Consider the following 17876-nt stretch of genomic DNA (forward strand, 5'->3'; position numbering starts at 1 on the left):
CGAAGCCGAGGGGCCCTTCGCCGGTTCAGCAGCCGAGGAAGTGGCAGCGGACCACCCGCGGCGTCTCCAGGACCGAGCCCGCCTTGACGTCCCAGGCGAGGCGGACGTACTGGGCGTGCGTCCAGGCCAGCGGGGTCGCCGAGTTGTTCGGCGTGCCCGGCGGGAAGCCGGTCTGGCCGGACGGCGCGTTCTCGTCCCACACCTGCTCCGGCATGGTCTCCGCCGAGCTGCTCACCCGGCCGAGGTCACGCAGCCGCCGCGCGGCCGAGGCCGGGTCGCCCAGCGTCAGCTCGTACTCGCCGCGCTCGCCGGCGAGCAGCGGCCACAGCCGGCCGAACGTCGTGCGGCTCTCGGCCGGGAACGTGTAGTCCCACGGCGAGCCGTCGGCCTGCTCGCCGTAACCGTCCTTCGTGTACCGGTGCCAGAACTGCCCGGTGGGCGTGGTGAACGCGATGTCCTTGTCGGTGACCTTCACGCTGTTCTCGATCACCGGGTCGTCCGCCCGGTAGATACCGAGCCGGACCAGGTCGAGGAAGCCCGCGTCGGTGACCGCGCGCTGGTCCATCGTGACGCTCGAGTTGCCGAGGTTGTACTTCGTCGGAGCGTTGGCGTTCGCGTCCTTCGTGAGCCGGACGAAGTACGGGTCCTTCGACAGCGGCCCGTTCGTGGTGATCGTCTGCTTGGGCAGGTCGGCCTTGAACTTGTCCGCCGCGGCGAGGTACCGGGCGGCGTCCGCCGTCGCGCCGTTGTGCGAAGCCAGATCCGCGGCGCAGACGAGCCCGGCGATCACCGACGCGATGGTCGACGGGGACCAGCCGTCCTGCTCCTCCCAGCGCTCCTGCTGGGTGTACGGCGCCGGCTGCCCGTCCGGGCCGACGTAGCCGATGATGAAGTCGGCGGCCTTCCGGACGCCGGGCCACAGGTCGGTCCGCCCGAGCTGCTGGGCCAGCACGATCGGGAAAGCGGTTTCGTCGAGCTGGATCGACGTCCAGTACGGCACGCCGTCGACGCGGCTGTTCTGCGGCATGTGCCCGTCGGCCTGCTGCTGCGTGCCGAACATGTAGCTCACCGCGCGGTTCGCGGCGGCCTGGTCGCCGCCGGCGGCCAGGCCGGTCGCGATCTGGTAGAGGTCGCGCGGCCAGACCAGGTGGTAGGTGCCGGACGGCGACCACTCCGGGTCGTTGTTCCCGAACCGCCACGGCATGCTCGGCGACGCGATGAAGGCGCCCGGGTGGTGCTTGTCCTCGCTCGCGGCGAGGGTCAGCATCGACGCTTTGTAGAGGTCGCGTTCGGCGTCGGTCTTCAGCGACGACGGCGGCTTGCTGATCCCCCGCAGGTACTGCGCCCAGCCGCGGTCGTACGCGCGCGTGATGTCGCGGACGCCGCGTCGCTGCGACGCCTGCGCGCTGCCGAGCGCGTCGGCGGCCTTCGCGCCCATGCCGAGCGCGAGGGTGACGTGCCGGTTCCGGACGCCGTCGGCGTTCGTCTGCCCGGTCAGCAGGACGTTGCCCTTGGCGGCGGTGTCGTAGGTGTTCAGCTTGAAGGTCTTGGTGAGCTGCGTGTTCCCGTCGGACGAGCCCGCGTAGCCGACGCTGGTCTTCGTGAAGGCGGGCTTCGCGACCAGCGCGGCGGCGTTCGTCGCGTCCTGCGCGGTGAGGGTGTCACCCTTGCGCGCGGCCGAGTCGTCGGAGCCGTCGTTGGTCAGGTCCGGGTCGGCGACCGCGTAGAGCTGGTACGGCCGCCCGGTGAGCGACTGGAAGTCGACGTCCACCAGCACGGTCGTGGCGGCCGGGTCGGTGACGTAGGTCTTGCGCAGGCGCCAGCGGTGCTGGTCGTCGGTGATGGTCTGCTCGTAGGTCAGGCTGTCGTCGTCGGTCCGCCGGACCTGCTGGGACTTCGCCGAGTGGTCGATGTCGGCGAAGCTGCGGCCATCGGTGACGACGAAGTTCATCGACCGGACGCTCGGTGTCGACAGGTCCGGGTAGTAGACCTCGGACAGCTGGCCGCCTTGGAGCGTGAACCAGACGTTGGACGAGCGGTCGTGGGCGGTCCCGAAACCGGTCTTGTTCGCGGGCAGCCAGCTCGGATGGGCGCCCGGGGCGCCGGGAGCCTCTCCCTGGGCCACCGCGGTCGCCGGGATCAGGCCGGTGACCAGCAGCCCGGCGAGGGCGCCGAACATGAGTTTGCGCATATCAACCCCACAGAAGATCGCTTCTGCACCGTTACAGAAGCGCTTTGGGAGTCTGCCGCCGAATCTTCACCGGCGCATGGTCCGATCCGGTGAACCACTGACCGTCACTGGTCCGGTAACCCGCTTGCCCACCGTGTCCGGTTCGCGCACGCATCGGGCGATGCCGAACCTGCTCGCGTTCATCCCCGCCGCGTTCCTCATCGCGATGGTCCCCGGGCCCGCCACGGTCATGCTGATCAAGCAGTCGGCCCGCGGCTCGAAGCGCACCGCGTTCGCGACCATCGCCGGCATCGAAGCCGGCATCGCGTTCTGGGGACTCGCGGCGGTGTTCGGGTTGACGGCGTTGCTCGCCGCTTCCCAAGCGGCGTAAGATATCCTGCGCTTCGCGGGCGCGCTCTTCCTGATCCGCCTGGGGATCAAGGCCCTGTTCTTCCGGAGTTCCGGCGAGGAGAAGGAAATCCGGCCCGGCGCGAGCTTCCGCTCCGGTCTCGTCACGAACATCGGCAACCCGAAGGCGGGCGTGTTCGCGCTGTCGTTCCTGCCGCAGTTCGTCCCGGCGCACGCGGGCACCGGCGCGCTGCTGGTCTGCGTCGCGGCCTGGATCGCGGTCGACGTCAAGAAGTGGCTCGAGCGCACCTCGGGCGGGCTGCTGGTCGGCTTCGGCATCACCGTCGCCCTCGAAAGCCGAGGTTCACCAGCAGCGAACGGACTTCCCGCCGAACCGGGCGCACACTTGTAGTACCTGCAACGGTGTAATCGAGGTGCCCCATGGACGACGCGATGGACGCCTACTCGCGCACGGTGAGCACGGTCGCGAAGACCGTCACCCCGCACGTCGCCGGGGTCCAGCTCGCGCGCGGCAGCGGGTCGGCGGTCGTCTTCGCCGACGACGGCCACCTGCTCACCAACGCCCACGTCGTCAGCGACCACCGGCGTGGGGCCGCCACCTTCGCCGACGGCAGCGAGGTGCCCTTCGACGTCGTCGGCGCCGATCCGCTGTCCGACCTCGCCGTCCTGCGGGCGCGCGGGGAGACGCCGCCGGCCGCGGCGCTCGGGGACGCCGACCGGCTGGTCGTCGGGCAGCTCGTGGTCGCCGTCGGGAACCCGCTCGGGTTTTCCGGGACCGTCACCGCCGGGGTCGTCAGCGCGCTCGGGCGGGCGCTGCCGGTGCGGCACGGGCGCACCACCCGGTTCGTCGAGGACGTCATCCAGACCGACGCCGCGCTCAACCCCGGCAACAGCGGCGGCGCGCTCGCCGACTCCACCGGCCGGGTCGTCGGGGTCAACACCGCCGTCGCCGGCTTCGGGCTCGGGCTCGCGGTGCCGATCAACGCGACGACCCGCCGGATCATCGACACGCTCGTCGTCGAAGGCCGGGTGCGGCGCGCCTACCTCGGCGTCGTCGGCGTGCCCGCGCCGCTGCCGGACGACGTCGCCGAGCGCACCGGGCAGCGCGCCGGGCTGCGGGTGCACGAAGTCGTCTCCGACGGGCCCGCGGACCGGGCCGGCCTCCGGGCGGGCGACCTCGTGCTCACCGTCGGGCGCACCCGCGTCTCCGACGCCCAGGGCATCCAGCGGCAGCTGTTCGCGGAAGTGATCGGCACCGCGCTCCCGATCACCGTGCTGCGCAACGGAGCCATGGTCGACGTGTACGCGACCCCCGCCGAGTTGGTCGGGTGAGGTGACCGGACTTGAGTATCCCGACCCGGCGTGGCATGGTCGGGGGCACAACACCAACGCGGGAGCTCGCGCCATGGCGGGCTGAGAGGGTGACTGGGGTTTCTCCCGGCGTCACCGACCGCATGAACCTGACCGGGTAATGCCGGCGTAGGGAGTGAAAGTCGTTGACGACGCTGGAAAACAATGCTGCGCTGAACGTCACGACGGGGCCGATCACCGGGTCCCGCAAGGTGTACCACCAGACCGAGTCCGGACTCCGGGTTCCGGCCCGCCGGATCGACCTCTCCAACGGCGAACACTTCGACGTCTACGACACTTCGGGCCCGTACACCGACCCCGAAGCCTCGATCGACGTCCACAGTGGACTGCACCGGCTGCGCGCCGGCTGGGCCGACGGCCGCGAGCACAACACCCAGCTCGGGTGGGCGAAACAGGGCGTCGTGACCAGGGAAATGGAGTACATCGCCGCCCGCGAGCGCGTCGACCCGGAGTTCGTGCGGGCCGAGGTCGCCGGCGGCCGCGCGGTGATCCCGGTCAACCGCAAGCACCCCGAGTCCGAACCGATGGTCATCGGCAAGAACTTCCTGGTGAAGATCAACGCCAACATGGGCAACTCGGCCGTCTGGTCGTCGGTCGAGGAAGAGGTCGACAAGATGGTGTGGGCGACCCGCTGGGGCGCCGACACGATCATGGACCTGTCCACCGGCAAGCGGATCCACGAGACGCGCGAGTGGATCATCCGCAACTCGCCGGTCCCGGTCGGCACCGTGCCGATCTACCAGGCGCTCGAAAAGGTCAACGGGGAGCCGGAAAAGCTGTCGTGGGAGGTGTACCGCGACACCATCGTCGAGCAGTGCGAGCAGGGTGTGGACTACGTCACCGTGCACGCCGGCGTGCTGCTGCGCTACATCCCGCTGACCGCCCGGCGCGTCACGGGGATCGTCAGCCGCGGCGGGTCGATCATGGCCGCGTGGTGCCTCGCGCACCACCAGGAATCCTTCCTGTACACGCACTTCGAGGAACTCTGCGAGCTCCTGCGCCAGTACGACGTCACGTTCTCCCTCGGCGACGGCCTGCGCCCCGGCTCGATCGCGGACGCCAACGACCGCGCCCAGTTCGCCGAGCTGGAAACCCTCGGCGAGCTGACGCACATCGCGCGCTCGCACGACGTGCAGGTGATGATCGAAGGCCCCGGCCACGTGCCGATGCACAAGATCAAGGAGAACGTCGAGCTCGAAGAGAAGCTCTGCGGCGAAGCGCCGTTCTACACCCTCGGTCCACTCGCGACGGACATCGCGCCCGGGTACGACCACATCACGTCGGCCATCGGCGCGGCCCAGATCGGCTGGTACGGCACGGCGATGCTGTGCTACGTCACGCCGAAGGAGCACCTCGGGTTGCCGAACCGCGACGACGTCAAGACCGGCGTGATCACGTACAAGATCGCCGCGCACGCCGCGGACCTCGCCAAGGGCCACCAGTACGCGCAGGAGTGGGACGACGAGCTGTCGAAGGCCCGCTTCGAGTTCCGCTGGAACGACCAGTTCAACCTCTCGCTCGACCCGGACACCGCGCGGTCGTTCCACGACGAGACGCTGCCCGCCGAGCCGGCCAAGACCGCGCACTTCTGCTCGATGTGCGGGCCGAAGTTCTGCTCGATGCGGATCACGCAGGACGTCCGCAAGTACGCCGAGGAGCACGGTCTGTCCACTGTGGAGGCCATCGAGGCCGGCATGGCGGAGAAGTCGGCGGAGTTCTCGGACGCGGGGAACAAGGTCTACCTGCCCGTGGTGCAGCCGTGACACCCCGGACCGCCCTCACCATCGCCGGCTCGGACTCCGGCGGTGGTGCGGGCATCCAGGCGGACCTGCGCACGTTCTTCGCGAACGGCGTCCACGGGCTCGTCGCGCTGACCGCGGTCACCGTGCAGAACTCGCTGGGCGTGCAGGGTTTCACGGAGATCCCGGCCGACGTGGTCACCGCCCAGATCAAGGCGGTGGCGTCCGACATGGGCGTCGACGCGGCGAAGACGGGCATGCTCGCGACGGCCGAGATCATCCGCTCGGTGGCGAAGACCCTGGACGAGCTCGGCCTGGACTTCCCGCTGGTCGTCGACCCGGTGGCGGCGTCGATGACCGGGCACGCCCTCCTTCGTGAAGACGCGCTGGAGGCGATCCGCACGGAGCTGTTCCCCCGTGCCACGCTGGTCACCCCGAACCTCGACGAAGTCCGGCTGTTGACCGGGATCTCCGTCGTGGACGCGGCCACCCGGCGCGCGGCGGCCGAAGCCCTGCTGGAGTTCGGCTCCCGCTGGGTCCTGGTCAAGGGCGGCCACCTGGTCGGCACCGAAGACTGCGTGGACCTGCTTTCGGACGGCCGCGAGTTCATCGAGCTGAGCGGCCCGCGCTACATCACGGAGAACACCCACGGCGGCGGCGACACCCTGGCGTCGGCGATCACGGCGTCGCTGGCGAAGGGCAGTTCGGTACCGGACGCCGTGGCGGCGGGGAAGAAGTTCATCGAGCGCTGCGTCGCCGATTCCTACTCGCTGGGCGCGGGCGTGGGCCCGGTCTCGCCGTTCTGGGTACTGGACCGCTCGTGAGGGTGAAACAGGGTTAGAACCCTGTTTCACCCTCACGAGGGGGTCAGCGGGTCGTGAGGCGTGGGGCGTCGACCGCCCAGTACCAGTTGTTGCCCGCCGCGTACAGGCGCCACGTGAAGCGCGCCGCCGTCGCGCCCGCCGGGACGGCCACCGAGGTCGTCGTCGGCTGGGCCAGGACGTCGCCGCCCTTGTTGGCCGTCGACGACTCCGGGCCGTACGACAGCACCGGGCGCTCCGGGCCGCCGTCGAACGAGACCGTCAGCGCGCCGCGCTGGGTGCCGTCCTGGCGGTAGTGCGAGATGAAGCCGACGTCCACAGTGGACTTACCGGACACCGGCAACGTCGGCGAGACGAGCGAAGAGTCGAACGTGCCGAGAGACGAGGGCGATCCCTTGTCGTCCCACTCGTCCGGGTCCGCCACCGCGAACACGCCGCGGGCGCGCACGTTGGCTTCCCGCTCCTGGCCCGGCGCGGTGCGCGTCCAGAAGTCGTCCGTCGTGAACGCCCAGCCCTGCCATTCGGTGCCGCCCGCGGGCATGCCCGACGCGGTCCGGACCGTCCAGCCCGCAGGCGCGTCGTGCGTCCAGCCCAGCACCGAAGCCGGGACGCCGCTTTCGTCCACACGGGACTTCAAGACCGCCGAATCGAAGGCATCCGCCGGCACCGTGCCCAGCGCGTAGCCGTCCGAAGGCGCGGAAAGACCCAGGTGCCGCAGCGCCGTCGGGGCGACGTCGACGATCTTGGGTGCCACCGCCGGCGTGCCCGCGGGCACCGCGCCGCCCGCCGCGACCACGAACGTCATCCGCTCTTCGGGGCTGTCGCCGCCGTGGCCGCCCGGGCCGGTGTGGCCGTGGTCGGTGGTCAGCGCGATCAGCCAGTCCTCGGCGGCGTACGTGGCCCGCGAGCTGATCGCCGACAGCAGCCGGCCGATCAGGGCGTCGTCTTCCCGCAGCGTCGCCGCGTACTCCGCCGAGTCGGCGCCGTGGGCGTGACCGGCTTCGTCGGTCTGTCCGAAGTAGACAAAGGACGCATCCGCCCTGTCCCGCGCGAGGTGCTTCTCCGCGTCGGCCGCGAGCTGCGGGTCGGTGTTCTCGTAGCCGGCGCTGTCCCCGTCGAGGACGTACTTGCGGTCCTGCCCGGTGCGCAGGATCTTGTCCCCGATCGGCTTCCAGTCGACCGCCGCGTACGTGTCCAGCGCCGGGTTCGCCGACTCCGCCCTGGCCAGCCAGCTCGGGTACGCCGCCAGGTTGTTGCCGGTGAACGCGTTGTCCTTCACGAGGTGCTTGTCGGGCCAGACGCCGGTGAGGATGGACGACCAGCCCGGCCCGCTGAGCGTGGGCGCCATGCCGCTGCCGTAGAGCGAGCTGCGCGACGAGTACCCGCGCCGGACGAGCGCGTGCACGTTCGGGGTGTCGGCCGCGAGGAGCTTGTCGAACCGCGTGCCGTCGAGCCCGATCACCAGCACCTTGGGCGTCTTGGCCGCGCCCGCGGCCACGCCGGTGGTCAGCCCGGCGGCCGCCACCAACGCCGTGACCAGGCAGAACAGTCTCCGCATGAACCCTCCAGAAAATTGGTTCGGACGAGTTATCCGGAGGTTAGGGAGCGACGGCGACCACGAGGTGAACGCCCGGCGAAACCCGGCGAGCCATCAGCGGACCGGCTGCAGCTCCCGCCCGTCGTACTCCGCGCGGGCCGTGCGGATGCGGCCGAAGTTCGCCTGCGACCACGCGCTCAGCGCGACCAGGTGCGCGCCCACCTCGGCCCCCATCTCCGTCAGCGCGTACTCCACGGTCGGCGGCGTGGTCGGGTACACCGTGCGGGTCAGGAAGCCGTCGCGCTCGAGCCGGCGGAGGTTCTGGGTCAGCATCTTCTGGCTGATGCCGTCGACCGCGCGACGCAGCTCGCCGAAGCGGTGGGGGCCGCGGGCCAGCGCGCCGAGCATCAGCGCCGTCCACTTGTTGGCCAGCAGATCCAGCACTTCGCGGCACGGGCAGTTGCGAAGGTACACGTCCCAGGTGGTTTCCATCGGGTACCTACTCCACTTCGAAGTGCCTTCTGGCGAAAAGTGACGAACACTCCGAGTATAAGACGCAACCCACGAACGAAGGAGTGAAGGAATGCGCATCGTGACCCAGCAGGCCCTCGGCGGGCCGGAGGTGCTCCGCGTCACCGAGGCACCGCGGCCGGAACCCGGGCCCACGGAGGTCCTGGTGCGGGTGCGGGCCGCCGGGATCAACCCCGTCGACTGGAAGGTGCGGGCGGGCGGCGGGTTCCTCGGCGAGCCGCCGTTCACCATCGGCTGGGACGTCGCCGGCGTCGTCGAACAGGCCGGCTTCGGGGCCACCGGCGTCCGGGAGGGCGACGAGGTGCTCGGCATGCCGTGGTTCCCGCGCCCGGGCAACGCCTACGCGGAGTACGTCACCGCGCCGTCGCGGCACTTCGTGCGCAAGCCCGCCGTCCTCTCGTTCGCCGAGGCCGCCGCGCTGCCGCTGGCCGGGCTCACCGCGTGGCAGGGACTGGTCGACGTCGCGGGAGTCCACGAGGGACAGCGGGTGTTCGTCGACGCCGCGGCCGGCGGGGTCGGGCACCTCGCCGTGCAGATCGCCAAGGCGCGCGGGGCGCACGTCATCGGCACGGCCAGCGCGGGCAAGCACGACCTGCTGCGCGAGCTCGGCGTCGACGAGCCGATCGACTACCACGACGAGAACGCCACGACGTCCGATGTGGACGTCTACTTCGGACTCGTCGGCGAGGCCAGCGACCTGCGCTGGCTCCCCGCGATCAAGCCGGGCGGCCTGCTGATCGGCGTGCCCAGCGGGGTCGCGGACCGCGTCGAAGCGGCCGCCGCCGAACGCGGTGTGCGCACGAGCCGGATCCTCGTCGAACCCGACCGCGGCGGGCTGGCCGGCCTCGTCGAGCTCGTCGAAGCCGGTCAGCTGAAGGTCCGCGTCGAACAGGCCTTCCCGCTGGAAGACGTCGCCAAGGCGCACGAGCTGGGTGAGTCCGGGCGCGTGTCCGGGAAGCTCGTGCTGACCCTCTAACCCCGGGCGACCACCTGCGGCAGCACGGTCGTGAGCCCGGTCCAGTCCGCGGTGACCACCGACGCGTGCTGCTTCGCCAGGTCGGCGACGCGCTGGTTGGCCTGGTCGACTGTCGGGTTGTGGGCGTCGATGGCCGGCGCGACGTTCTGCGCGTCGGTCATCACGACGTAGTAGTGGTTGGCGTCGTACCACCACGGCCCGGTCTGCGTCACCCACGTGTTCGCGTCGCCGTCGAACACCACGAACCACGGCTTGAGGTCGGCGGTGTACTTGTCCCGCGGGTCACCGCCGGCCGCGCCGTGCACGGTCGGGAAGATGTTCGCGTCGCCGAGCTTGCCGGCGTTCTTGAGCCCGACCAGGTACCGCGCGTACTCGACGTCGGTCTTCAGCGTGTCGGTCGGGTTCCCCTCCTCGACCGTGCCCGGGATGATCTCGGTGATCACCCGGCCCCGCAACGCGTCCACCGACGGCCAGTTGTCCGCTTTGGCCGCGTCGTCGAGCGTGCCGTAGCCGCCGAGCAGCTCGGCCGGCCGGAAGGCGACGCTGCCGAGGTGCGCGCGGAACGTCGCGTCCAGCTCGTCCGGGCCCATCCCGGTGTTGTCCGAGAAGCCGGTCTTCATTTCGAGCTTGAGCGTGATCGGCGTGTGCCCGGGGTGGGCCGCGAGCCAGATCCGGATGTCGTCGAGGCAGTACTCCAGGTTCTTGTTCTTGCCGCCGCTGTACAGCTGCGACGCCGAGGTGGCCGCGACGCAGTTGTTGCTGTTCCCCAGCGGGTTCGAGTGGCTGACCTTCCACTCGTGGGTGAAGAAGTCCGGCCAGACGTCCAGCTCGATCAGCGACGAACCCGCGTCGAGCGCCCGCGCGAGGTAGTCGTAGGCCGCCGGGTCGTAGGTGTTGTGCACGCCGACCGTCGTGACGTGGGAAAGCTTCGGGCTGTCCGCGTTGGCCGCCGTCGCTCCGGAGAGCACGAGCGCGGCCGTGAGGAGTGCCACCGAGGAGAGCTTCATCCAGGCTCCTTCGCCCCGTGAACTGGTGAGTAGCCCACACAATGTGCCACCGTGGTTGACTCTTGATGAAGCAAAAGAGGCTGATTGGCCTAGACCAGAAGTCGGGAAAACACCATGACGACGAGCCTTCCGACCGCGTTGACGATCGCCGGGTCGGACTCCGGCGGCGCCGCCGGGCTGCAGGCGGACCTGCGCACGTTCCTGACCTGCGGCGTGCACGGCCTGGTCGCGGTCACCGCCGTCACCGTCCAGAACACCCTTGGCGTGCACGACCGCGCCGACCTGCCCCCGCACATCGTCGCCGGGCAGATCGAGGCCGTGGCGGCGGACATGGGCGTCGGCGCGGCCAAGACCGGCATGCTGGCCTCGGCCGAGATCATCCACGCGGTGGCGGCCGCGTGCGACGAGGCGTCGATCGGCCGGGACGCCGAGATCCCCTTCGTCGTCGACCCGGTGGCGGCGTCGATGCACGGCCACCCGCTGTTCGACGAGGCGGGCCTGCACGCGCTGCGCGACGAACTCCTCCCGCGCGCGACGGTGCTGACCCCGAACCTCGACGAAGTCCGGCTGCTGACCGGCCTGACGGTGACCGACCGCGAAGGCATGCACACCGCGGCCGTGGTGCTGCACCGGATGGGCCCGCGGTACGTCCTGGTGAAGAGCGGCCACCTGCAGTCCGACCCGGAGTGCGTGGACCTGCTCTTCGACGGCTCGACGTTCGTGGAGCTGCCGGGCAAGCGCTACTCGACGCCGCACACGCACGGCGCGGGCGACACGATGGCGTCGGCGCTCACCGCCGGGCTCGCGAAGGGCATGCCCGTGGTCGAGGCGGCCCGCTACGGCAAGTGGTTCGTCTCGCACGCGGTCGAGCACGCCTACCCGATGGGCGCGAAGGTCGGCCCGGTTTCGGCCTTCTGGCGGCTGGCGCCGGAGGAGCGCTGAGTACCCGCCCGGCTACGATCCCTGCGTTTACTGATCCTTGACCCAAGCAGGGGGCGGCCTTGACCGGACGCGAGCGGGCGGCGAAGGTCCTCGAAGACCGCCGCTTCCAGAACTTCATCATCGCCGTGATCGTCTTCAACGCGGTCACGCTCGGCATGGAGACCTCGACGTCGATCATGGCCGGGTACGCCGGCCTCCTGCACGCGCTCGACCACATCGCGCTGGGCATCTTCGTCACCGAGCTGCTGGCGAAGTTCTACGCCTACCGCGGCCGCTTCTTCCGCGACAACTGGAACGTCTTCGACCTGCTGGTGGTCGGCATCGCGGTGATCCCGGCGACCGGGCCGTTCGCGGTGCTGCGGTCGCTGCGCGTGCTCCGGGTGCTGCGGCTGATCTCGGTGGTGCCGTCGATGCGGAAGGTCGTCTCCGGGCTGCTCGCCGCGATCCCCGGCATGGCCTCGATCGCCGCGCTGCTGGCGCTGATCATCTTCGTGGCCGGGGTGATGGCGACGAAGCTGTTCGGCGCCATCGACTCGGGCGACTTCGGCGACCTCGGCACGTCGCTGTTCACCCTGTTCCAGGTGATGACCGGGGAAGCCTGGCCGGACATCGCGAAGACGATCATGGAACAGGCGCCGATGGCGTGGATCTTCTTCGTCGTCTACATCCTGGTGTCCAGCTTCGCGGTGCTGAACCTCTTCATCGCCGTCGTGGTCAGCGGCATGGAGGACGAGCTGCGCCAGGACATCCGCGAGGAAGAGGCGAAGCAGGCCGAAACCCAGGCGGCCGCGAACCGGGAAATCCTCGACGAGCTCCGGGCCCTGCGCGCGGAGCTCGCCGAGCTGCGACAGCAGGCCGCTTAGCGGAACGCGGCCGCGTTGCGGGCGGCCCAGTCCGCGAAGGTGCGGGGCGCGCGGCCGAGGACCCGTTCGACGTCGGGGCTGACGCGCACCTCGGCGGGGCTCGGCGAACCGAGGATGTCCAAGGTGTCGTCGGCGAGCTCGGCCGGCATGCTCCGCGTCATGCCCGCCTTGGCCTCTTCGCGGGTGAGTTCGTGGAACCGCACCGGCGAACCCAGCGCGGCGGCGATGGCCGCCGCCTGCCCCCGCGGTGTGATGACCTCCGGCCCGGTCAGCTCGTACGCGCCGCCGGAGTACCGGTCGTCCAGCAGGCAGGCCGCGGCGACCTCGGCGATGTCCGCCGGGTCGATGATCGGCACCCCGGTGTCGCCGAAGGGCGCGGCGACGACCCGCTGCGCGCGGACGCTTTCCGCCCACCACAGGGCGTTGGACGCGAAGCCGCCCGGCCGCAGGATCGCCCAGTCGACGCCGGATTCCCCCACCGCGTCCTCCAGCTCGCGCATCGCGACCCGCGTGGCGCCGAAGGGCCTGGTCACCACGCCCAGGGTGGACAGCAGGACGATCCGGCCGACCCCGGCGCGCGCGGCCCGCTCGACGATGTCGGCAGGATTCGCCCCGACGGCGTGCAGGTCGCCCGACAGCAGCAAGAACAACGCCTTCGCGCCGGCCAGCACCGGCTCGAGACCGGCGGGTTCCGCCAGGTCGGCCACCACGTGGCGGACGCCGTCCGGCACCGGCGCGGCGTGCCGCGACACCGCCGTCACCGGCTGCCCGGCCTCGGCCAGCGCCCGCGTCAGCGGCGCGCCCACGTTCCCGGTAGCCCCGGTCACCACGATCATGAACAGCTCCTTCGTCCGATTTCCCGAGTGCTCGGAACGGTAGGAGCGGAGCTAACTTCTGGTAAGTACATACCTTTGGGTAAGCTCAGGACATGACCGGAGGCCCGCAGCTCACCCCGGCCGGCACCGAGGCCCGGTATGAGGTGTTTCACACCGACTGCCTCGCGCGGGACGTGGTCGGCCACGTCACCAGCCGGTGGGGCATCTGGGTGCTGATCTCCTTGCAGCGCACCGACCTCAGGTTCTTCGAGCTGCGGGAGAGCATCGAGGGCATCAGCGAGAAGATGCTCGCCCAATCGCTGCGCGCGCTGGTCCAGGACGGCCTGATCTGGCGGCGGGTCGAGCCGACGACGCCGCCGCAGGTCACCTACGGGCTGACCGAGTTCGGCCGGGACGTCGGCGAACCGCTGCTGGAGCTGTTCGACCGGATCACGCGCCGGCTCGCGGACTAGCTCAGTCGTCGGCGATCAGGGCCTCGAGCGCCGGGATCGCCGCCGTCAACGCCTCGCGGTGCTCGGGCGACAGCCGGTCGAGGCGCCGGTTCAGCTCCTGCACCCGCGTCGACCGGACGCCGGAGACGAGCCGCTCGCCCTCCTCGGTCGCCTTCGCCAGCCACGCCCGGCGGTCGACCGGGTCGGACTCGCGGCTCACGTAGCCGGCCTCGACGAGGGACGCGATGATCCGCGACATCGTCGCCGCGGCGACGCCCTCCTTGGCCGCGAGGTCGCCGAGGCGGAGCTGACCGGAGTTCACGAGCGTCGCCAGCGCCGAAATGGCGCCGTGGCCCGGGCCCGGCACGCCGGCTTGCCGCAGTGACCGGGACAGCCTTCCGACGGCCAGGTACAACCTGCCCGAGACGTCCTGGACCGATGTGCTCGTCACGGCTGGCTCCTTCTGCCCTGCCCCGCCGCCGGTGCGCCGGAAAGTGCCGTCCACCTTACGGGTCCGGGGTGCGGGTTCGGCGTCAAGGGACCTCGGTTCACCGGGGTGGACTCGACGCTTTCGCCCAGAAGCGCTGCGGCACCCGGCCCGCACCGCGAGCCAGGTGACCGGCCACGACGGCCGACCGCATCGCCGACGCCATCCGCTCCGGATCGGCCGCCCGGGTGACGGCCGTGGACAGCAGGACAGCGTCGCAGCCGAGCTCCATCGCCAGGGTCGCGTCCGACGCCGTGCCGATTCCGGCGTCCAGGATCACCGGCACGCCCGCTCGCGACACGATCAGCTCGATGTTGTGCGGATTCCGGATGCCGAGCCCGGTGCCGATCGGCGCGCCCAGCGGCATCACCGCGGCGCAGCCCGCCTCTTCCAGGCGCAGCGCGAGCACCGGGTCGTCGTTCGTGTAGGCGAACACGGTGAACCCGTCGGCGGTCAGCCGTTCGGCCGCGTCGAGGGTTTCGATCGGGTCCGGGAGCAGCGTGCGGTCGTCGGCGTGCACCTCGAGCTTGATCAGGTCGGTACCGAGGGCTTCCCGCGCGAGCTGCGCGGTGAGCACCGCTTCGGCGGCCGTGCGGCAGCCCGCGGTGTTCGGCAGCAGCCCGATGCCGAGCCGCTTGAGCAGTTCGAGGACACCGGAACCGCCTTCGGCGTCGGCGCGGCGCATGGCGACGGTGGTCAGCTCGGTGCCGGAGGCGACCAGTGCGCGTTCGAGCACGGCGAGGTTGGCCGCGCCGCCGGTGCCGATGATCAGCCGGGACGACAGCTTGGCGGTGCCGATGACCAGCGGTTCTTCGTCCACTTCAGCCTCCCTGGACCGCGGTGAGCACGTCCACGCCCGCGCCCTTGGGCACGGTGGTGGCCGCCCAGTCGGCGCGGCGGACGACGACGCCGTCGACCGCCACGGCGATCCCGGGCCGCTGTCCGCCGGACGCGTCGAGGACGTCGGCGACGGTCGCGCCGTCCGGGAACTCCGTCCACTCGCCGTTGAGCTTGATCTCCATCACACGTGCTCCTTCTGGTGCAGCCGGACGGGCGAAGCCGCCTCGACGCCTTCGGGTGGCTCCTCCCCCTCGAGCCAGGCGACCACGGCGGCCGCGGTCACGGGGGCCATCAGCAGGCCGTTGCGGTGGTGCCCGGTCGCGGCGAAGACGCCGTCGTCCAGCACACCGATGTAGGGCAGCACGTCCCGGCTCGCGGCCCGCAGCCCGGCGGCGGTCTCGGCCAGCTCGTACTCGGTGATCGCGGGGAAGACGCGTTCGGCGCCTTCGAGCAGCTCGCGCACGCCGCGCGCGGTGACGGCCCGGTCGAAGCCCGCCTCGTACTGCGTGGCGCCGAGGACGAGCTCCTGCTCGCCGCGCGGGACGAGGTAGATCGGCCGGCCCTCGACGACGGCCCGCACGGTGTGCGCGGGCGGTGGCAGGCAGCCGCGACGCGGCTTCAGCCGCAGGATCTCGCCCTTGAGCGGCCGGACGGCCCCGGCCAGCTGCGGGTGCAGCCGCCCGGTCCAGGCGCCCGCGGCGAGCACGACGGCTTCGGCGTCCGGCAGCGTTTCGACGCGCTCGCGCACGAACCGGACGTCGTGGTTGACGCAGGCCGCGTACAGCGCGTTGAGCAGTTTCCGGTTGTCCACGGCCAGGTCGCCGGGCACGTGGAGTCCACTTCGGACGGACCCGACGCCGGGTTCGAGCCGCTTGGTCTCCCGTGCGGTCAAGCGTTCGGCGGCGCGGCCGATCGAGTGCAGGTAGCCGGCGAGGATGTCGAGGTGCCCGGCGTCGGCGCTGTCGAACGCGACGACGAGCGTCCCGTGCCCGGCGAGGCCCGGGTCGACGCCTTCCCGCGCGAGGTCGCTCGCGAAGCCGGGCCAGCGTTCCAGCGAAGCTTCGCCGAGGCTGAGCACGTCTTCTTCGCCGGGCCAGGCCTCGGTGACCGGGGCCAGCATGCCCCCGGCCAGCCAGGACGCGCCGCCGCGGGCGGGCTCGGGATCGTGCACGGTGACGTCGTGGCCCGCCTTCGCGGCCCGCCACGCCGCGGACAGGCCGATCACGCCGCCGCCCACCACTGCCAGGTTCGTCATGGGATCACGCTCCCTGCGCCGGCATGACCCGGATCAGGTTCCACGGTCGGAGCGGCAGCTCCCTCTCAGCCCGTGCCTCGGGCTCCCGTGCGGACTCCCTCACCCTAACTCGCGCGGTACGGTCGCCGCTATGCCCGCCCTCTCCGGTGACAAGATCCGCGCCCGCCTCGACGCGGCGCGCCTGTACCTGTGCACGGATGCCCGCACCTCCCGCGGCGACCTGGCTTCGTTCGCCGACGCGGCGCTGGCCGGCGGTGTCGACGTGATCCAGCTGCGCGACAAGACCGGCGGCGCGCCGCTGGAGGCCGCTGCCGAAATCGCGGCGCTGGAGGTGCTGGCCGAGGCGTGCGCCCGCCACGGGGCGCTGCTGTCGGTGAACGACCGGGCGGACGTGGCACTGGCGGTCGGCGCGGATGTGCTCCACCTCGGCCAGGACGACATCCCGGTCCCGCTGGCCCGCCGCATCCTCGGCGACGACGTCGTGATCGGCCGCTCGACGCACTCCCTCGACCAGGCGCTGTCGGCCGCGGCGGAGCCCGGGGTGGACTACTTCTGCACCGGCCCGTGCTGGCCGACGCCGACCAAGCCGGGCCGCGACGCACCGGGCCTCGACCTGGTGCGCGCGGTGGCCGGCTGGGCCCCGGAACGGCCGTGGTTCGCGATCGGCGGCATCGACGGCGACCGCCTGCCTTCGGTGCTGGACGCCGGCGCGTCCCGCATCGTCGTCGTCCGGGCCATCACGGAGGCCGAGGACCCGGCCGAGGCGGCCCGCGCGCTCCGCTCCCACCTGGTCTGAGCCGGATGCGCTGAAGGCCACCATCACGGCACCTGGTGCCCATGGTGGTGGCCTTCAGCGGCGTTACGGGGTCGGGGTGGTCGCCGCGCCTTGGCTGGTGGGCGGGGTGGTGGTGGCCGGGGCCGAGGTCGACGGCTGCTGCGTCGACGTGCTCGGCGTGGTGGTCGGGGTCTCCGACGAGGTCGTCGGGGCCGTCGACGTGTCCGACGGGGTCGTGGTCGTCTCCGTCGGGGAGACCTGGGTGTCCGTCGGGGTCGTGGGCGTCGTCGACGGGGTTGTGTCGGGGTGACCGCCGCCGCCGAAGATCTTGCCGATGCTCGTGCCCGTGCCGCCGCCGATCTGGGTGCCCGTCGCCGACTCGAAGCCGACGATCGCCAGGATCGCCACCGCGAACGCCGCCACGCTGGTGCCGATGATCAACGGCCAGCGCAGTTTCCGCAGCCGCGAGGGTCCGGCCTCCTCGGGTTTCGGCAGCTGGACCGTGGGTTGTTCGGTGAGCGGCAGCTCTTCGGGTTCGACCGCCCCGCGCCGCCGGATCCCCGACGTCGCCAGCACGCGGGCCTTGAGCGCCGCTTCGCGCGTGCGTTGCAGCGAGCGCAAGTACAGCTCGCCGCCGACCGTCGACACCACGCTCGCCACGCCCGCGCCGACCACCGTGCCCGCCACGCCGAGCGTCGAGCCCAGCAGCGCCGCGGTCACCGCCGCGAGCGCCGCCGCCGCCACCTGGGCGATGCGAAGGCCCGACTTCTCCTCCGTCTTTTCTTCGGAAGCCGCTGAGTTCTCCTTTGTCATGATCCCGATCCGGTAGTCCGTCTTCTCCCCTTGTCCAACGGTTAAGGCGCGCGAGGAACTCCCCTCGTTGCCGCGGCGTGAGGAGGACCACTCCGTCTGTCCACAATAGACAC

General features: G+C 71.3%; 18 protein-coding genes, 1 pseudogene and 2 riboswitches. Of the genes and pseudogenes, 9 read left to right on the top strand and 10 right to left on the bottom strand.

Annotated elements, in window-relative coordinates; translation table 11 throughout:
* Positions 1-25 precede the first annotated feature (25 nt).
* Entirely contained in the window at positions 26-2191 is a 2166-nt protein-coding gene (locus AB5J73_RS07865; RefSeq protein ID WP_370969027.1) for a glycoside hydrolase family 15 protein, read from the bottom strand.
* A 205-nt stretch (positions 2192-2396) separates the two neighbouring features.
* Between AB5J73_RS07865 and AB5J73_RS07870 the strand changes: the two are divergent.
* From AB5J73_RS07870 to thiD (AB5J73_RS07885), 4 genes and pseudogenes are all read left to right on the top strand, one after another.
* Positions 2397-2930 (top strand): annotated as a pseudogene (locus tag AB5J73_RS07870) (LysE family translocator).
* 29 nt (positions 2931-2959) lie between these two features.
* Positions 2960-3871: a S1C family serine protease gene (locus AB5J73_RS07875; RefSeq protein ID WP_370969028.1), complete on the top strand. Its 912-nt coding sequence runs from the start codon at positions 2960-2962 to the stop codon at positions 3869-3871.
* Between the two features lie 48 nt (positions 3872-3919).
* Positions 3920-4042, top strand: a riboswitch (TPP riboswitch).
* Positions 4036-5673 (top strand): phosphomethylpyrimidine synthase ThiC, encoded by a 1638-nt coding sequence (gene thiC, locus AB5J73_RS07880; RefSeq protein WP_370969029.1) that lies wholly within the window; start codon positions 4036-4038, stop codon positions 5671-5673. Its footprint overlaps the riboswitch before it by 7 nt.
* The gene (thiD, locus tag AB5J73_RS07885; protein ID WP_370969030.1) at positions 5670-6473 is read left to right on the top strand and encodes a bifunctional hydroxymethylpyrimidine kinase/phosphomethylpyrimidine kinase; all 804 of its coding nucleotides are present in this window, start codon (positions 5670-5672) and stop codon (positions 6471-6473) included. Before thiC ends, thiD (AB5J73_RS07885) begins: the two co-directional genes overlap by 4 nt.
* A 43-nt stretch (positions 6474-6516) precedes the next feature.
* On the opposite strand, the gene AB5J73_RS07890 is transcribed toward thiD (AB5J73_RS07885), so the two are convergent.
* Positions 6517-8028: an alkaline phosphatase family protein gene (locus AB5J73_RS07890; protein WP_370969031.1), complete on the bottom strand. Its 1512-nt coding sequence runs from the start codon at positions 8026-8028 to the stop codon at positions 6517-6519.
* Between the two features lie 93 nt (positions 8029-8121).
* Positions 8122-8499 carry a winged helix-turn-helix transcriptional regulator gene (locus tag AB5J73_RS07895; protein ID WP_370969032.1) on the bottom strand — a complete coding sequence of 126 codons (378 nt, stop codon included), beginning with the start codon at positions 8497-8499 and terminating at the stop codon, positions 8122-8124.
* A gap of 91 nt (positions 8500-8590) precedes the next feature.
* Between AB5J73_RS07895 and AB5J73_RS07900 the strand changes: the two genes are divergently transcribed.
* Positions 8591-9514 (top strand): NADP-dependent oxidoreductase, encoded by a 924-nt coding sequence (locus tag AB5J73_RS07900; protein WP_370969033.1) that lies wholly within the window; start codon positions 8591-8593, stop codon positions 9512-9514.
* On the opposite strand, the gene AB5J73_RS07905 is transcribed toward AB5J73_RS07900, so the two are convergent.
* Positions 9511-10521 carry a phosphatidylinositol-specific phospholipase C domain-containing protein gene (locus AB5J73_RS07905; RefSeq protein ID WP_370969034.1) on the bottom strand — a complete coding sequence of 337 codons (1011 nt, stop codon included), beginning with the start codon at positions 10519-10521 and terminating at the stop codon, positions 9511-9513. The genes AB5J73_RS07900 and AB5J73_RS07905 overlap by 4 nt on opposite strands.
* Before the next feature lie 114 nt (positions 10522-10635).
* Between AB5J73_RS07905 and thiD (AB5J73_RS07910) the strand changes: the two genes are divergently transcribed.
* Both thiD (AB5J73_RS07910) and AB5J73_RS07915 read left to right on the top strand, forming a co-directional pair.
* Positions 10636-11463 (top strand): bifunctional hydroxymethylpyrimidine kinase/phosphomethylpyrimidine kinase, encoded by an 828-nt coding sequence (thiD, locus tag AB5J73_RS07910; protein ID WP_370969035.1) that lies wholly within the window; start codon positions 10636-10638, stop codon positions 11461-11463.
* A 59-nt stretch (positions 11464-11522) separates the two neighbouring features.
* Positions 11523-12326 (top strand): ion transporter, encoded by an 804-nt coding sequence (locus AB5J73_RS07915; RefSeq protein WP_370969036.1) that lies wholly within the window; start codon positions 11523-11525, stop codon positions 12324-12326.
* On the opposite strand, the gene AB5J73_RS07920 is transcribed toward AB5J73_RS07915, so the two are convergent.
* Positions 12323-13162, bottom strand: coding sequence for an SDR family oxidoreductase (locus AB5J73_RS07920; protein WP_370969037.1), 840 nt, complete (start codon positions 13160-13162; stop codon positions 12323-12325). The genes AB5J73_RS07915 and AB5J73_RS07920 overlap by 4 nt on opposite strands.
* 92 nt (positions 13163-13254) lie before the next feature.
* On the opposite strand from AB5J73_RS07920, the gene AB5J73_RS07925 reads away from it, so the two are divergent.
* Positions 13255-13614, top strand: coding sequence for a winged helix-turn-helix transcriptional regulator (locus AB5J73_RS07925; protein WP_370969038.1), 360 nt, complete (start codon positions 13255-13257; stop codon positions 13612-13614).
* Between the two features lies 1 nt (position 13615).
* Here AB5J73_RS07925 and AB5J73_RS07930 read toward each other — a convergent pair whose 3' ends face one another.
* From AB5J73_RS07930 to thiO, 4 genes are all read right to left on the bottom strand, one after another.
* The gene (locus AB5J73_RS07930) at positions 13616-14044 is read right to left on the bottom strand and encodes a MarR family winged helix-turn-helix transcriptional regulator (protein WP_086863242.1); all 429 of its coding nucleotides are present in this window, start codon (positions 14042-14044) and stop codon (positions 13616-13618) included.
* A gap of 97 nt (positions 14045-14141) precedes the next feature.
* Entirely contained in the window at positions 14142-14900 is a 759-nt protein-coding gene (locus AB5J73_RS07935; protein ID WP_370969039.1) for a thiazole synthase, read from the bottom strand.
* Position 14901: 1 nt separating this feature from the next.
* Positions 14902-15102 (bottom strand): sulfur carrier protein ThiS, encoded by a 201-nt coding sequence (gene thiS / locus AB5J73_RS07940; RefSeq protein ID WP_370969040.1) that lies wholly within the window; start codon positions 15100-15102, stop codon positions 14902-14904.
* Entirely contained in the window at positions 15102-16175 is a 1074-nt protein-coding gene (thiO, locus tag AB5J73_RS07945) for a glycine oxidase ThiO (protein ID WP_370969041.1), read from the bottom strand. Before thiO ends, thiS begins: the two co-directional genes overlap by 1 nt.
* Positions 16169-16274: riboswitch (TPP riboswitch) on the bottom strand. It overlaps the preceding gene by 7 nt.
* Positions 16275-16305: 31 nt before the next feature.
* Between thiO and thiE the strand changes: the two genes are divergently transcribed.
* Positions 16306-16971, top strand: a complete 666-nt coding sequence (gene thiE, locus AB5J73_RS07950) for a thiamine phosphate synthase (RefSeq protein WP_370969042.1) — start codon at positions 16306-16308, stop codon at positions 16969-16971.
* 63 nt (positions 16972-17034) lie between these two features.
* On the opposite strand, the gene AB5J73_RS07955 is transcribed toward thiE, so the two are convergent.
* Entirely contained in the window at positions 17035-17763 is a 729-nt protein-coding gene (locus AB5J73_RS07955; protein ID WP_370969043.1) for a hypothetical protein, read from the bottom strand.
* Positions 17764-17876 lie beyond the last annotated feature (113 nt).

The sequence above is a fragment of the Amycolatopsis sp. cg9 genome (assembly GCF_041346945.1).
Lineage (GTDB): Bacteria > Actinomycetota > Actinomycetes > Mycobacteriales > Pseudonocardiaceae > Amycolatopsis.

Coding starts and splice junctions, on each gene's coding strand:
- AB5J73_RS07865 (WP_370969027.1), bottom strand. CDS start 2,191: ATGCGCAAACTCATGTTCGGCGCCCTCGCCGGGCTGCTGGTCACCGGC.
- AB5J73_RS07875 (WP_370969028.1), top strand. CDS start 2,960: ATGGACGACGCGATGGACGCCTACTCGCGCACGGTGAGCACGGTCGCG.
- AB5J73_RS07890 (WP_370969031.1), bottom strand. CDS start 8,028: ATGCGGAGACTGTTCTGCCTGGTCACGGCGTTGGTGGCGGCCGCCGGG.
- AB5J73_RS07895 (WP_370969032.1), bottom strand. CDS start 8,499: ATGGAAACCACCTGGGACGTGTACCTTCGCAACTGCCCGTGCCGCGAA.
- AB5J73_RS07900 (WP_370969033.1), top strand. CDS start 8,591: ATGCGCATCGTGACCCAGCAGGCCCTCGGCGGGCCGGAGGTGCTCCGC.
- AB5J73_RS07905 (WP_370969034.1), bottom strand. CDS start 10,521: ATGAAGCTCTCCTCGGTGGCACTCCTCACGGCCGCGCTCGTGCTCTCC.
- thiD (WP_370969035.1), top strand. CDS start 10,636: ATGACGACGAGCCTTCCGACCGCGTTGACGATCGCCGGGTCGGACTCC.
- AB5J73_RS07920 (WP_370969037.1), bottom strand. CDS start 13,162: ATGATCGTGGTGACCGGGGCTACCGGGAACGTGGGCGCGCCGCTGACG.
- AB5J73_RS07925 (WP_370969038.1), top strand. CDS start 13,255: ATGACCGGAGGCCCGCAGCTCACCCCGGCCGGCACCGAGGCCCGGTAT.
- thiS (WP_370969040.1), bottom strand. CDS start 15,102: ATGGAGATCAAGCTCAACGGCGAGTGGACGGAGTTCCCGGACGGCGCG.
- thiO (WP_370969041.1), bottom strand. CDS start 16,175: ATGACGAACCTGGCAGTGGTGGGCGGCGGCGTGATCGGCCTGTCCGCG.
- thiE (WP_370969042.1), top strand. CDS start 16,306: ATGCCCGCCCTCTCCGGTGACAAGATCCGCGCCCGCCTCGACGCGGCG.
- AB5J73_RS07955 (WP_370969043.1), bottom strand. CDS start 17,763: ATGACAAAGGAGAACTCAGCGGCTTCCGAAGAAAAGACGGAGGAGAAG.